10 protein-coding genes and 2 pseudogenes are annotated in these 14,222 nt (G+C 60.2%); 3 read left to right on the forward strand and 9 right to left on the reverse strand.

Annotated elements, in window-relative coordinates; translation table 11 throughout:
* The 7 genes and pseudogenes from E5E96_RS00005 to E5E96_RS00035 form a co-directional block, all read right to left on the reverse strand.
* The gene (locus tag E5E96_RS00005) at positions 1-828 is read right to left on the reverse strand and encodes an NAD(P)-dependent oxidoreductase (RefSeq protein ID WP_171281272.1); all 828 of its coding nucleotides are present in this window, start codon (positions 826-828) and stop codon (positions 1-3) included.
* A 2-nt stretch (positions 829-830) separates the two neighbouring features.
* Positions 831-1,381: pseudogene (gene rfbC / locus E5E96_RS00010) on the reverse strand (dTDP-4-dehydrorhamnose 3,5-epimerase).
* 11 nt (positions 1,382-1,392) lie between these two features.
* Positions 1,393-2,256 carry a glucose-1-phosphate thymidylyltransferase RfbA gene (gene rfbA, locus E5E96_RS00015; protein ID WP_017410381.1) on the reverse strand — a complete coding sequence of 288 codons (864 nt, stop codon included), beginning with the start codon at positions 2,254-2,256 and terminating at the stop codon, positions 1,393-1,395.
* Entirely contained in the window at positions 2,256-3,341 is a 1,086-nt protein-coding gene (gene rfbB, locus E5E96_RS00020; protein WP_171281273.1) for a dTDP-glucose 4,6-dehydratase, read from the reverse strand. The genes rfbA and rfbB overlap by 1 nt, the downstream gene beginning before the upstream one ends.
* A gap of 691 nt (positions 3,342-4,032) precedes the next feature.
* The gene (locus E5E96_RS00025) at positions 4,033-5,448 is read right to left on the reverse strand and encodes an efflux transporter outer membrane subunit (RefSeq protein ID WP_171281274.1); all 1,416 of its coding nucleotides are present in this window, start codon (positions 5,446-5,448) and stop codon (positions 4,033-4,035) included.
* A pseudogene (locus tag E5E96_RS00030) lies at positions 5,441-8,588 on the reverse strand (efflux RND transporter permease subunit). The gene E5E96_RS00025 and the pseudogene E5E96_RS00030 overlap by 8 nt, the downstream one beginning before the upstream one ends.
* 17 nt (positions 8,589-8,605) lie before the next feature.
* Complete coding sequence (locus tag E5E96_RS00035) at positions 8,606-9,799, reverse strand: efflux RND transporter periplasmic adaptor subunit (RefSeq protein ID WP_029299706.1); 1,194 nt, start codon at positions 9,797-9,799, stop codon at positions 8,606-8,608.
* A 143-nt stretch (positions 9,800-9,942) separates the two neighbouring features.
* Here E5E96_RS00035 and E5E96_RS00040 point away from each other — a divergent pair, with 143 nt between their 5' ends.
* The 3 genes from E5E96_RS00040 to E5E96_RS00050 all read left to right on the forward strand — a co-directional run bounded on the left by E5E96_RS00040 (position 9,943) and on the right by E5E96_RS00050 (position 12,702).
* A complete protein-coding gene (locus E5E96_RS00040) occupies positions 9,943-10,584 on the forward strand; it encodes a TetR family transcriptional regulator (RefSeq protein ID WP_171281275.1) in 642 nt (213 codons plus the stop codon).
* A gap of 150 nt (positions 10,585-10,734) precedes the next feature.
* Positions 10,735-11,328: a bifunctional 2-polyprenyl-6-hydroxyphenol methylase/3-demethylubiquinol 3-O-methyltransferase UbiG gene (locus E5E96_RS00045; protein WP_171281276.1), complete on the forward strand. Its 594-nt coding sequence runs from the start codon at positions 10,735-10,737 to the stop codon at positions 11,326-11,328.
* A 195-nt stretch (positions 11,329-11,523) separates the two neighbouring features.
* Positions 11,524-12,702: a dicarboxylate/amino acid:cation symporter gene (locus tag E5E96_RS00050; RefSeq protein WP_043121647.1), complete on the forward strand. Its 1,179-nt coding sequence runs from the start codon at positions 11,524-11,526 to the stop codon at positions 12,700-12,702.
* A 48-nt stretch (positions 12,703-12,750) separates the two neighbouring features.
* Here E5E96_RS00050 and E5E96_RS00055 read toward each other — a convergent pair whose 3' ends face one another.
* A complete protein-coding gene (locus E5E96_RS00055) occupies positions 12,751-13,119 on the reverse strand; it encodes a glyoxalase superfamily protein (protein WP_171281277.1) in 369 nt (122 codons plus the stop codon).
* Positions 13,120-13,233: 114 nt separating this feature from the next.
* Positions 13,234-14,106: an acyl-CoA thioesterase II gene (gene tesB, locus E5E96_RS00060; protein ID WP_011706717.1), complete on the reverse strand. Its 873-nt coding sequence runs from the start codon at positions 14,104-14,106 to the stop codon at positions 13,234-13,236.
* Positions 14,107-14,222: the final 116 nt, after the last annotated feature.

Genomic DNA, 14,222 nt, shown 5'->3' on the forward strand with positions numbered 1-14,222 from the left:
TCAGTGTGCAGCCAAATGAGTTTTAAATTCTGCTATCATCAGCTCAATGTCTTCGAGTACATTCCTTGGTTGATAATCAGGGATGAAAGACATGATCTTAGTGATTGCTGTCTGAGGGAAGTTTTCATTCGGGAAAGCAATCTTATGCCACACGATTTCACATTCTGTGAATTTATGTAAGACATCCGCTATTTGCTTAGCCGTAATATTATATCCCGCAGCGATATTGATGATTTGTCCCACACTCTCAGGATGAGTGGCCAAGGTTATACAGGCGCGGGCAACATCCGTGACCGAAACGTAATCTTTTGCATAATCCTGGTCAATATACATATCGACCTTGCCGTGATTGATTGCATTACGGGTGATCGCCGGCAGGAAGAGCGGACTGTGCAGAGCAACACCATAGACATTGCTTGGTCTGACAATAGTGATATCGCGCCCACTTTTCAGGCACAGTTCTTCTGATACCAGCTTGGTCAGGTTGAACAACCGGCGCTGATCATCGGAACATACTTTCAGGTCATCTCCTTCTGCCGCCGAGTCCTGGTTCATGTATACACGGGTGGAAGAGACATAAAGGAGACGCTCAAACTTGCCTCGTGCCAGCAGATCGGCCAGCAAACGACAATTGGCATCAAACACCCCCAGCGGAGCATTCTTGCAGTCACCCTGTCCCGCACTGTAGATCACAGTCCCCAGATCGGTGTCGAATACACTTTCATCATCGCGCGGCGGCACCCAGACATTCTGGCCAGCAGCTTCCAGCATGCTGACGATCTCGCTGCCGATAAAGCCCCGCCCGCCAAACACTGTGTAACGTTTCATGCTCACCACCCATTCACCAGGTTGTCACGGATCTGGGCCAGCGTGGGTTGCACACTGTCTTTCGGTGACAACAGTGGCGCCGTCAACGGCCACTCTATCCCCAGCGCGGGATCATTCCACAGCAACCCGCTTTCATCGGTCGGGTCATAGTAATCGGTACATTTGTATTGGAAATCGGCCGTTTCACTCAGTACGCAGAAACCATGGGCAAATCCAGGCGGAATGTAAAACTGAACCTTGTTTTCTCCTGTCAGCAAGACAGATTCATGCTGACCAAAGGTAGGAGAGCTGGCCTTAAATCAACAGCAACATCAAATACACGACCCTGGGTCACAGTGACCAGTTTTCCCTGTGGCTTGGTTTTCTGGAAATGCAGACCACGCAGTACATTTTGTGTAGAACGCGAGCGGTTGTCCTGGACAAAATCCGCCGTGATTCCGGCGGCCTTGTAACGCACTTCCTGGTAAGTTTCATAAAAGAAACCGCGCTCATCGCCAAACACTTTCGGCTCAATAATCAGCAGGTCTGCAATTTTTGTTTTGATTACATTCATGTCGATATCTCTTATTTGATCAGACTCAACAAATACTTGCCATAACCAGTTTTCACCATGCTGCTGCCAATAGCCTTGATTTGGTCACGGTTCAACCAGCCATTGTTAAGCGCAATCTCTTCAAGACATGCGATCTTGAATCCCTGACGCTTTTCAACGGTTTGCACGAACTGAGAAGCTTCAATCAGAGAGTCATGGGTACCGGTATCAAGCCATGCGAAGCCACGGCCCAGCTGTTCTACCTTCAGCTGGCCACGATCCAGATATGCCTGGTTGACGCTGGTGATTTCGAGCTCACCACGCTCAGACGGCTTGATGCTCTTGGCGATCTCGATGACGGAGTTGTCATAGAAGTACAAACCGGTGACAGCCCAGTTCGATTTCGGTTTTACCGGTTTTTCCTCAATGGACTTGGCACGGAATTCTTCATCGAATTCAACGACGCCAAAACGCTCGGGATCCATAACCTTGTAACCAAAGACGGTGGCCCCTTCCTGATTGGCTATCGCCTTTTGCAACTGCTTGCCGAAGGCCTGACCAAAAAAGATATTGTCGCCAAGCACCAAGCAGACGCTGTCCTGGCCGATGAACTCCTCACCCAGAATAAAGGCCTGGGCCAGTCCGTCCGGTGACGGTTGAACCGTGTATTGCAGATTGATGCCGAACTGCTCACCGTTGCCAAGCAGGCGCTGGAAACTTTCCGAATCCTCGGGCGTCGTGATGATCAAAATATCCTTGATACCTGCCAACATGAGCACCGAGAGGGGATAGTAAATCATCGGCTTGTCATAAATCGGCAGCAGTTGCTTGGAAATGCCACGCGTGATGGGGTGAAGACGAGAGCCTGAACCACCTGCCAGAATAATACCTTTCATTACTTCTTCTCCCCGTACTGCTGATCGATCCAGGACTGATAGGATCCACTCTTCACGTTGTTGACCCACTGCTGGTTATCCAGATACCACTGCACTGTCTTGCGGATACCGGATTCAAAGGTTTCTTGCGGTTGCCAGGCGAGCTCGGCGCTCATCTTGCTGGCATCAATGGCATAACGGCGGTCATGGCCAGGGCGGTCGGCCACATAGGTGATTTGATCGCGGTAGGAGCCGGCCTTGGGCACCATTTCATCCAGCAGATCGCAGATGGTATGCACGACTTCCAGATTCTGTTTCTCGTTATGACCGCCGATGTTGTAGGTCTCGCCGATGGCACCTGTGGTAACCACGGTATAAAGCGCGCGGGCGTGATCTTCCACATAGAGCCAGTCACGGATCTGGTCACCCTTGCCATACACCGGCAGCGGTTTGCCATCCAGCGCGTTGAGGATCACCAGCGGGATCAGCTTCTCGGGGAAGTGATAAGGACCGTAGTTGTTGGAGCAGTTGGTGACGATGGTCGGCAGGCCGTAAGTACGACGCCAGGCGCGCACCAGATGGTCACTGGAAGCCTTGGAGGCAGAATAGGGGCTGCTGGGCGCATAGGGGGTGGTTTCGGTGAAGAGCGGCAGTGCCACACCGGGGGCCACTTCATCCGGATGGGGCAGGTCGCCATACACCTCGTCAGTGGAGATATGGTGGAAGCGGAAGGCCGCCTTGCGTACCTCATCCAGGCCGTTCCAGTAGGCGCGAGCCGCTTCCAGCAGCATGTAGGTGCCGACGATGTTGGTCTCGATGAAGTCGGCGGGGCCGGTGATGGAGCGGTCAACATGGCTCTCGGCGGCCAGGTGCATCACGGCATCTGGCTGGTGCAGGGCAAACACTCGATCCAGCTCGGCGCGGTTGCAGATATCCACCTGTTCAAAGGCATAACGTTCACTGTTTGCGACACTGGCCAAGGATTCCAGATTGCCCGCATAGGTGAGTTTGTCGAGGTTGATAACTGAGTCGTTGGTATCCCGGATGATATGACGAACAACCGCCGAGCCGATAAAGCCAGCGCCACCAGTGACAAGAATTTTCATAGGTATGCTCTTGAAAATTAATAGAAATTTGGTTCTTTCTTGAACCTGTTACGAATAGTTCATGGCAGTGGAAACGCTCGCTCAAGCGGCAAATTTCTGGCACCAACCAAGAAAAAGACAATAGCTACCGCCCCTGAGTTACAGCCCCCAGATTGCTGCTTTAACCGGATTGTGTGCGTTGCTGGCCATGATGCCCTCCAGCTTGGGATAGTCCTGTCACCGTCCATGATGACAAAATGTTGGTCTGTACGAGAGATGCTGACCGCCTGACAAGGAACAACGAAGAAAGTTCCATGCCCCTCAATGGCAAAATGTGGATTCTAGCGTCTTTCCTAGTGGCTTGAACAGCCAAAACAACCGCATTCGCCGTGGTAGATCTGCTGCTTGTTCATTAATTCTCCAGGCTCGGCCCCTGTAAAAAACATGTTGTTTTACCATGACAAAAGAGGCCGATTGACACTCTGTTGAGCAACGCTCAGTGAGACGCCATGACAAGGGGCAACAGCGGATAGCAGGCAAGGCATGGTATCACTCCTCCCCCACTTGCTCCCCTCTGTTGATACAGTGCCCATTACCCGAACGACGTATTATGTCACTCAGGTTTCATATGTATATGTTTTTGCTCAAAAGAAACGGGGCGAACCCGATGGTTCGCCCCGTATTGACCTGCTGATGGAAGGTATGAGTGTGCCTACTGCTGACGCTCGCCCTTGTCACCCTCGGTATCGGTGGCTTGCCAGCCGCCGCCGACGGCCTTGTAGAGCGCAACCTGGTTGCTCAGCTGCGCCAGACGGGTACTGATCAGCCCCTGCTTGGCACTGAACAGCGAACGCTGGGCATCAAGCCGGGTGAGATAGCTGTCCACCCCCTTCTCGTAGCGCACTTCCGCCAGCTTGAAGTAGGTCTGGTTTGCTTCCACCAGTGCCTGCTGCGCCTGCAGTTGCTGCTGGTAGTCAGCCTGGGCGCCGAGCGTATCCGCTACTTCCTTGAATGCGGTCTGGATGCTCTTCTCATAGCTCGCCACCGCCTGCCTGGTGCTCACCTCGGCCACGTCCAGATCCGCGATGCGCTTGCCGCCGTCAAAAATCGGCAGGTTGATCTGCGGCATGAAGGTCCAGGTGCCGGTGCCGCCGTCAAACAGTCCGCTCAACTGGTTGCTGGCGGTGCCCGCCGTCGCGGTCAGCGAAATGGTCGGGAAGAAGGCCGCACGGGCGGCGCCGATATTGGCATTGGCCGCCTTCAGGCTGTGCTCGGCCGCCAGGATGTCCGGGCGCTGTTGCAGCAGACTGGATGGAGCACCCACCGGGATGCCCGCCAGCTGCACCTCGGCCAGGGTTGCCGGCTGGGTCATCAGCGCGGGGACGCCGGTCCCAAGCAGCAGCGCCAGGCCGTTGCGATCCTGCTTCACCTGCCGTTGATACTGGGCCAGGCTCACCTTGGCGCTTTCCAGCGCGGTACGGCCCTGGGCCAGCTCCATTTCGGAGGCGGCCCCCAGCCGGTACTTGTGCTCGGTCAGTCCATAGCTCTCCTGCTCGGTCACCAGGGTCGCCTCGCTCAGCGCGAGCAACTCCTGATCCGCCAGCAGGGTGAGATAGGCGTTGGCCACCGAGGCGATCAGCGCGATCTGGGTGCTGCGCTGGGTCTCCACCTGCGCCAGATAGTTTTCCAGTGCCTGATCTTTGAGGCTCTGGATCCGGCCGAACAGGTCCAGCTCATAGGAGGTGATGCCGATGTTGGCGCCGTACTGGCTGCTGATGGTGCCCTGCCCCGTGCTGCTGAGATCGTCTGATCCCTGCTGACGGGTACCCGAGCCATTGGCCGCCAGGGTCGGCAGCTGGGCCGCCCGCTGGATCCGGTATCTGGCCTCGTAGGCCTCCACGTTGAGGGCCGCGATGCGCAGATCCCGGTTGTTCTCAAGAGCCGTGGCGATCAACTGCTGCAGGGCGGGATCCAGAAACTGCTGGCGCCAGGGGGAGACTGCCGCCTCCCCTGCCTGGTTGTTCTGCCAGGTGGCACCTTGCGGCAGCGCCGGGCGCTGGTAATCGGGGGCCATGGAACAGCCCCCCAGCAGCAGCGTCACGCTCAGGGCGATCAGGGTCTTAGTCATGTTTGATCTCCTCGGCATGGGCCAGACGCGCCTGCTTGGTGCTGTGCTTGGTGAAATAGCGCATAACCAGCACGAAGAACAGCGGCACGAAGAAGATGGCCAGCACGGTGGCACTGATCATCCCCCCATCACGCCGGTACCGATGGCGTTACGGCTGCTGGCGCCGGCCCCGGTACTGATCACCAGCGGCAATACGCCGAGGATGAAGGCGAGCGAGGTCATCAGGATCGGACGCAGACGCAGGCGCGCCGCCTCCACCACGGCTTCGCTCAGCCCCATGCCCCTGTCATAGAGCTCCTTGGCGAACTCGACGATGAGGATCGCGTTCTTGGCTGACAAACCGATGGTGGTGAGCAGGCCCACCTGGAAGTAGACGTCGTTCTCCAGCCCGCGCAGGGTGGCGGCCACAATGGCCCCCAGCACCCCGAGCGGCACCACCAGCATCACCGAGAACGGAATGCTCCAGCTCTCGTAGAGGGCGGCCAGACAGAGGAACACCACCAGCAGGGAGATGGCGTACAGGGCCGGCGCCTGAGAGCCCGCCTGCCGCTCCTGATAGGAGAGACCGGTCCACTCGATGCCGATGCCTTCCGGCAGTTGCTTCACCATCTGCTCGATGGCGGCCATGGCGTCACCGGTACTCTTGCCCGGCGCTGCTTCCCCGACGATCTCCATCGCCGGCACGCCGTTGTAACGCTCCAGCCGTGGCGAGCCGAAGCTCCAGTCGGTGCTGGCAAAGGCGGAGAAGGGCACCATCTGACCGGCGCTGTTGCGCACGTACCAAAGCTTGAGATCCTCCGGGTTCATCCGAAAGGGGGCATCCGCCTGCAGATAGACCTTCTTGACCCGGCCTCTGTCGACGAAGTCGTTCACATAGGCAGAGCCCCAGGCACTGGAGAGCGTGCTGTTGATGTCGCTGATGGAGAGCCCCTGCGCCAACGCCTTCTCGTAGTCGATCTTGATGTCGAGCTGGGGGGTATCTTCCATCCCGTTCGGGCGCACTCGTACCAGGTTGGGATCCTGCGCCGCCATGCCGAGCAGCTGGTTGCGCGCCGCCATCAGCTTGTCGTGGCCCACGCCGGCCCGATCCTGCAGGAAGAAGTCAAAACCGGTCGCCGTTCCCAGTTCCGGGATCGGAGGCAGGTTGAAGGCGAACACCTGGGCTTCCTTGATGCTGAACAGGTAGCCCATGGCACGGCCGATGATGGCATTGGCGCTGCGATCGGGCGTGTTGCGCTCCTTCCAGTCTTTCAGCTTGATGAACGCCATGCCGCTGTTCTGACCGCTACCGGCGAAGCTGAAGCCCGCCACCGTCAGCACGGAGTCGACATTGTCCTTCTCGTTTTTCATGAAGTAGTCGCGCATGTCGGCCAGCACCACCTCGGTGCGCTGCTTGGTCGCTCCGACCGGCAGTTGCACCATGGACATGATGACCCCTGATCCTCTTCCGGCAGGAAGGAGGTGGGCATGCGCATGAACAGGATGGCCAGTACCGCCAGCATGGCGGCGTAGATGATGCCGTAGCGCACCCCTTGCTTGACCACCTTGCGCACGCCGCTCTGGTAGCGGTTGGCGCTGGCGTCGAAGGCCCGGTTGAACCAGCCGAAGAAACCGCGCTTGGCACCGAACTCGCCATGCTTGATGGGCTTGAGCAGGGTGGCGCACAGGGCTGGGGTCAGGATCAGCGCTACCAGCACCGACAGCACCATGGCCGAGACGATGGTGAGCGAGAACTGGCGATAGATGGCACCGGTCGAACCGCCGAAGAAGGCCATCGGCACGAACACCGCCGAGAGCACCAGGGCGATCCCCACCAGGGCACCGGTGATCTGGGTCATGGACTTGCGGGTCGCCTCGAGCGGAGAGAGATCCTCCTCGCTCATCAGGCGCTCCACGTTCTCCACCACCACGATGGCGTCATCCACCAACAGGCCGATGGCCAGCACCAGACCGAACATGGTCAGGGTGTTGATGGAGAAGCCGAACGCCGACATGACACCGAAGGTTCCCAGCAGCACCACGGGCACCGCGATGGTCGGGATCAGGGTGGCGCGGAAGTTCTGCAGGAACAGATACATCACGCAGAACACCAGGAAGATCGCCTCCACCAGGGTCTGTACCACCTCCTCGATGGAGATCTTCACGAACGGTGTGGTGTCGTACGGGTAGACAATCTCCATGTTGGCCGGGAAGTAGGTGGAGAGCTCATTCAGCTTGCCACGCACCTTCTCGGCGGTATCCAGCGCGTTGGCACCGGTCGCCAGCTTGATGGCGACCGCCGCGGTGGACTGACCGTTGTAGAGCGCCTCGGCATCGTAGCTTTCACCGGCCAGTTCGACCCGGGCCACGTCTTTGAGCCGCACCTTGGAGCCGTCCTGGTTCACCCGCAGCAGGATGTCGTTGAACTCCTCCACGGTGGAGAGCCGGGTCTGCCCCATGATGGTGGCGGTAAACTGCTGATCGCTCACCGCCGGGGTGCCCCCCAGCTTGCCGAAGGCCACCTGGGTATTCTGCGCCTTGATGGCGGCCTGTACGTCACCCGGGGTCATCTGCACCCGGTTGAGCTTGTTCGGATCGAGCCAGACCCGCATGGAGTACTGGCTGCCGAACAGGGTGATGTCCCCTACCCCGTCCAGACGACTGAGCGGCTCCTTGATGTTGGCCACCACGTAGTCGGCCAGGTCATCGTTGGTCATGGCGCCATCTTTGGAGATGAAGGCGGCCACCATCAGGAAGCTGCTGGAGGTCTTCTGGACCCGGATCCCCTGCTGCTGCACCTCTTGCGGCAACAGCGACATGGCTTGCTGCAGCTTGTTCTGCACCTGCACCTGGGCGATGTCGGGGTCGGTCCCCGGCTGGAAGGTAAGTGTGACCGATACCCGGCCGGAGGAGTCCGACTGGGAGGACATGTAGAGCAGGTGATCCAGTCCGGTCATGTTCTGCTCGATGATCTGAGTCACCGAGTCTTCCACCGTCTTGGCGGAAGCCCCCGGGTAGCTGGCGGAAATGCCCACCGCCGGCGGCGCAATGCTCGGGTACTGGGCGACCGGCAGCTTGATGATGGCCAGGCTCCCCGCCAGCATGATCACCAGGGCGATCACCCAGGCGAAAATGGGTCTGTCTATGAAAAATCGTGCCATGAGGCGACTACTCCATCCTACTTGTTGGCCGGGGCATTGGCCGGCGCCTGGGCAGACTGCGCAGCGGCACTCTGTTCAGCAGGTGCCACGACAACCCCGGGTTTTACCTTTTGCAGGCCGGCGACGATCACCCGTTCGCCCGCCTTGAGACCGGATTCCACCACCCAGTCACTGCCGACGATGCGGCCCAGCTGCACTTCACGCAGCTCCACCTTGTTGTCCGCCGTCACCACCATCACGGTGGCGCCGCCTTTCGGGGTACGGGTCACCGCAGTCTGCGGCACCAACAGCCCTTCGGCGCGCTCGCCCTCCTGCAGGGTGGCACGCATGAACATGCCTGGCAGCAGCAGCTGATGAGGGTTGGGGACGATCACCCGCAGGGTCACCATGCCGGTGGTCTCATCCACGGTCACGTCGGAGAACTGCAGCGAGCCCTCTTCGCCGTAGGTGGAGCCATCTTCCAGCTGGAAGCTCACCCGGGCGCCTTTCTGCTCGTCCTGGGTCAGCTTGCCGGCCGCCACCTGGCGCTTGAGGCGCAGCAGATCGGCGGTGGACTGGCGCACGTCCACATACATGGGATCGAGCTGCTGGATGGAGGTGAGGCTGTCGGCCTGCTGGGCCGTCACCAGGGCACCCTCGGTCACCGCAGACTTGCCGATGCGACCGCTGATGGGCGCCGTGATGCGGGTGTAGGCCAGATTGATGTTGGCGGTCTGCAGCGCCGCCTTGGCGGCACCGATTTCGGCAAGCTGCTGCTTCCAGGCCGCATCGGCGTCGTCATACTCCTGGCTGCTGATGGCCTTCACCTTCACCAGCTCGGCATAGCGCTTGGCCTTGAGGCGGGCGCTCTGCTCGTTGGCCTGCGCCTTGGCCAGGTTGGCCTTGGCACTGGCCACCGCAGCCTGATAGACGGCGGGGTCGATCTGGTACAGCAGCTGGCCGGCCTTGACGTCACTGCCCTCGGTAAAGAGACGCTTGAGAATGATGCCGCTCACCTGGGGGCGCACCTCGGCGACCCGCAGCGGGGCGCTGCGCCCGGTCAGCTCGGTGGTGAGCTGCAGCGGCGCCGTGTGCAGGGTGACGACATCCACCGCGGCCGGCGGCATCGCACCGGGCCCCTGCTGGGCACTGCCCTGTTCGCCGCAAGCGGTCAGCAGACCGCTCGCCAGCAGCGCAAGGCCGACTGAACGTGCGAGAATATGTTTATGCATGGAGAACCTGAGCCTCTGTCTATCAATGAATAACCACAGGGTTTATAGGACCCGGTTGGTAAAATCGGAAAGATGAGGCAATATACATACATTCATAAATGTATGTAAGTGACTTTTTTTACTTTTACAAGGTGCGCGCAGAGATGGCCAGAAGAACCAAAGAAGAGGCGCAGCAGACCCGCTGCCACATCATGAGTACGGCCCTGGATCTGTTCTGCTCACACGGCCTGGCCAAGACCAGCCTGACCGACATCGCCAGGGCCGCCGAGCTGACCCGGGGCGCCATTTACTGGCATTTCAAGAACAAGGAAGAGCTGTTCGTCTCCCTCTGGGAGGAGCTGTGCCAACCCCTCTCCCACCAGCTCGATGCCTGCGTCTCCGAGCTGGAGCCCGACCCCCTCGGCAAGCTGCGTACCTTCCTCAAGGGGGTGATCATCAAGATAAGCACCGAGCCCGCCCATCAGCAGATGTTCACCATCATGTTCAACCTGGAGTCGTTGGAGGGGGAAGCCATCTCGTTGCGCGAACACATGCGCAGCCAGTCAAACAACTTCTTCCGGGATCTGGAAGCTACCCTGGCCAATGCGGTGCGCCTCGGCCAGCTGCCGCAGGGGCTGGATCTGCAGCGGGCCGCCACCCTGCTGCACTGCACCCTGGATGGCTACATCATCAACTGGCTGCACTTTCCGGAGCGCATCGATCTGCGCCAGGAGGCCGACTTCCTGCTAGACAGCCTGTTCGCCCTGATCGCCCAGCCAACCGGCCCGGCCGCCCGTCGCCCTTGAGCCAGCAAGGCCGAACACTGGCGGCCCTTGCCCGGCCTCACACCCTTCCATCTCCTTCCATCCCTTTGGCGCCCCGGCGCCAAATTGGCTCAAGTTTGCTATAGTCACGCCCCCGAAATTGAGTTGCGCCCCAGAGCAAAGGTGCCCGCCATGTCCCGTTCATCCTCCTCTTGCCCTCCAGTCTCCGTTGCCACGCCCTCAGCCGACCCATGGTCAGCGGCGCGCCAATCGTTTCTGGCGCTGCTGCCAACGGGCGCCCACCTGCTGGAGGCGGGCTGCGGCGAAGGCGACGATCTCTGTTTCTTTCGCCAGCAGGGGCTGGTGGTGACGGCCTTCGATGCCCGCCTGGCACAAGCCAGGATCGCCTCGCGGCGCAGCGGCCAGCCGGTGCGGGTCTGCCGCGTCGAGCAGCTGCGCAGCGTGGTGCCCTATGACGGCATTTGGGCGCGCGGTGCCTTGCCCGCTATCACGCCAGACGAGCTCAGCGACGCACTGGCCCATCTGGCCGGCCTGCTCAAGCCTACCGGGCCGCTCTATTGCGCCTTTCCCCACCCCAGTGGCCAGCTCGCTGCCACCAGCAGCACACCTGCTGATCCCTCAGCCAAGGTGCACCTCTGCCAGACCCGGCTCGATGAGGGCGGCCTGCGCCGGCTCATCGCCCCGCTCGCGCTGCAACTGCAGCAGTGCTGGGAGAGCGAGCAGGCGGATGGCCGCTGGCTGCACGCCCTGCTGATCCGCGCCTGAAAGGGCGCGCCAAATTAATCACCCACCGCGCCTCGCACTCATCTCGCCAGTGGCTATCACCACCATGATCACATTTAACAATATTTAACTCGACATTAACGCACGTACGACAGACATGATGCGGATTTTGTGTTAAAAAGCGGCATTAAAATCAAAATTAAATAAAAAATCAGACACTAACACCTGGATTTACTTATGAAACTTGTCCTCAAACTGGTTGCCGGCATCCTCGCCGGTCTCTTGCTCGGTCTCTACGCCCCGGAATGGGTCGCACGCGTGCTGTTTACGGCCAAGACAGTCATAGGTCAGCTGATCACCTTCACCATTCCGCTCATCATCCTGTTTTTCATCATGAGCGGCATCGCCAGCCTGCCGAAGAACTCCGGCAAGCTGCTGGGCAAAACGGTCGCCCTCTCCTACTGCTCCACCATACTGGCGGGCCTGTTCGCCTTTACCGTGGCCAGCAACCTGATCCCGCGCCTGACCACCGCCGCCGAGCCCACCGCCGAGAGCGCCATCAAGCTCGCCTCCTACATCAACCTGGAGATCCCGCCACTGTTCGGGGTGATGTCGGCGCTGGCCGCCGCCTTCGTGTTCGGCATCGGCATCAGCGCCACCCAGGCCACCGATCTGCGCCGGGTCGCCGATCAGGGCCGTGACATCATCGACCGCCTGCTGGCCAAGGTGATCATCCCGCTGCTGCCCTTCTACATCGCCGGCGTCTTCGTCGAGATGACGGTGGAAGGCACCGTATTCGCCACCCTGAAGACCTTCGGCGTGGTACTGGTAATGGCCATCGTCATGCACTGGCTCTGGCTCTCCGTGCTGTTCGTCGGCACCGGCCTGGCCCTGGGCCGCTCCCCGGCCCAGCTCATCAAGAACATGCTGCCGGCCTACTTCACCGCGCTGGGCACCATGTCCAGCGCCGCCACCATCCCGGTCGCCCTGCAGGCCAGCAAGAACAACGGCGTGAGCGATGGCATCGCCAACTTCACCGTGCCGCTGTGCGCCACCATTCACCTGTGTGGCTCCACCATCACGCTGGTGACCTGCGCCACCGCGGTGATGTTCCTCTCCGAGCATCTGGCCATTCCGGGTATCGACACCATGCTGCCCTTCATCATGATGCTGGGCGTCATCATGATCGCCGCGCCGGGTGCCCCGGGTGGCGGCGTCATGTCCGCACTGGGTCTGCTCACCTCCATGCTGGGGTTCGGTGAGGCCTCCATCGCCCTGATGATCGCCCTCTACCTGGCCCAGGACAGCTTCGGCACCGCCTGCAACGTCACCGGCGACGGCGTCATCGCCCTGTGGGCCGACCGTTTCGCCCAGAGCGACGAGCCAGCGCTCAGCGCCGAGCAAGATGCGGCCTAATAGAGCAAGCAGATAAAAAAACGGGAGCCATCGGCTCCCGTTTTTTTATTAGGCGTTTTCTTCCGACGGCAACGGCTCGGTAAACACCAGCCGGTTACCGAAGGGATCCCGGACCTGCAGCTCGCGGCAGCCCCAGGGCATGGTCTCTATGGCGGGTCTGGCGTTGGGATACCCCTTGGCCTGCCACTCCGCAAACAGGGCATCAAGCTTGTCGGTCGAAAGGCGCAGAGCCGCTCCCGGGCAGGCATCCCCGTGATGCTCGGAAAGGTGGATGACCCAGTCCCCCCGAGAGACCTGCAAGTAGAGCGGCATATCCGGGCCAAACCTGTGCTCCCAGTCGATGACAAATCCCAGGTAATCGAGGTAGAAAGCGCGCAGCTTGCCTTCATCGAAGCTGCGCAGGATGGGTATGATCATGATGTCTCTCCTCTGCCGTTTGGGTAGTCGGGGGTAAAGCCCCAAAGTCTGACCTGCGCAAAACTGCGCAGGTCAGACACCATCATGGCGTCCCTCTGCGGCCATGTTGCCTGCTCATGGGTTACTGCCGCGGCGGCGGATCACCCCTTCCTGCGCCGTGCTCGCCACCAGCACACCGTCGCGGGTGAAGAACTGGCCGCGCACCAGGCCGCGACCGGCGCTGGCGCTCGGGCTGTCCACCACGTAGAGCAGCCAGTCGTCCAGCCGGAAGTCCCGGTGGAACCACATGGAGTGATCGATGGTGGCCACCTGCATGTCCGGCTCCCAGTACGACACGCCGTGGGGCTGCAGGGCGGTGAACAGGAAGTGAAAGTCGGAGGCATAGGCCAGCAGGTACTTGTGCACCCGCTGATCGTCCGGCATCTGGCCATTGGCCTTGAACCAGACGTGGCGCAGCGGCTCGTGCACATCGGGGCGGATCGGGTCAACCAGGGTCACCGGGCGAATTTCGATGGGCTTCTCGCACATGATCTTGTCGCGCAGGGCGGGCGGGATCTGCTGCTCGTAGGGGCGCACCAGCTCCAGCTCGCTCTTGAGCTGCTCGGGGGGCGTAATCCCCGCCGGCATGGCGATCTGGTGTTCAAAGCCGTCCGCCTCGACCTGGAAGGAGGCGTTGAGATAGAAGATGGGCTTGCCGCCCTGAATGGCCTTGACCCGGCGGGTGGAGACGGTCTGGCCGTCGCGGATGTTCTCCACGTCGTAGACGATGGGACGGTTGGCATCGCCGGGGCGCAGGAAGTAGGAGTGGAAGCTGTGCACCTGGCGATCGCTTGCCACCGTCTGCTTGGCGGCTGACAAGGCCTGCCCCATTACCTGTCCGCCAAATACGGCCCGCAGACCGAGATCCTGGCTCTGGCCCCGAAACAGGCCCTCCTCGATTTTCTCGAGCGCCAGCAACGCCAGCAGCTCATCAAGTACCTTGCTCATTATTATCTCCTGTGTCAGTGCGGGAAGGCTAACAAGCCCGCCCGTGCCGAGCAACCACCCCCGCCCCTGCCAGTCACTTGCCCGGCCCCATTAATTCAGCCTTACGTGAATTTGAA

Origin of the sequence: Aeromonas sp. 1805 (assembly GCF_013085525.1) — a bacterium.
GTDB lineage: Bacteria > Pseudomonadota > Gammaproteobacteria > Enterobacterales > Aeromonadaceae > Aeromonas > Aeromonas hydrophila.

Coding starts and splice junctions, on each gene's coding strand:
- rfbA (WP_017410381.1), bottom strand. CDS start 2,256: ATGAAAGGTATTATTCTGGCAGGTGGTTCAGGCTCTCGTCTTCACCCC.
- E5E96_RS00050 (WP_043121647.1), top strand. CDS start 11,524: ATGAAACTTGTCCTCAAACTGGTTGCCGGCATCCTCGCCGGTCTCTTG.
- E5E96_RS00005 (WP_171281272.1), bottom strand. CDS start 828: ATGAAACGTTACACAGTGTTTGGCGGGCGGGGCTTTATCGGCAGCGAG.
- E5E96_RS00045 (WP_171281276.1), top strand. CDS start 10,735: ATGTCCCGTTCATCCTCCTCTTGCCCTCCAGTCTCCGTTGCCACGCCC.
- tesB (WP_011706717.1), bottom strand. CDS start 14,106: ATGAGCAAGGTACTTGATGAGCTGCTGGCGTTGCTGGCGCTCGAGAAA.
- E5E96_RS00040 (WP_171281275.1), top strand. CDS start 9,943: ATGGCCAGAAGAACCAAAGAAGAGGCGCAGCAGACCCGCTGCCACATC.
- E5E96_RS00025 (WP_171281274.1), bottom strand. CDS start 5,448: ATGACTAAGACCCTGATCGCCCTGAGCGTGACGCTGCTGCTGGGGGGC.
- rfbB (WP_171281273.1), bottom strand. CDS start 3,341: ATGAAAATTCTTGTCACTGGTGGCGCTGGCTTTATCGGCTCGGCGGTT.
- E5E96_RS00035 (WP_029299706.1), bottom strand. CDS start 9,799: ATGCATAAACATATTCTCGCACGTTCAGTCGGCCTTGCGCTGCTGGCG.
- E5E96_RS00055 (WP_171281277.1), bottom strand. CDS start 13,119: ATGATCATACCCATCCTGCGCAGCTTCGATGAAGGCAAGCTGCGCGCT.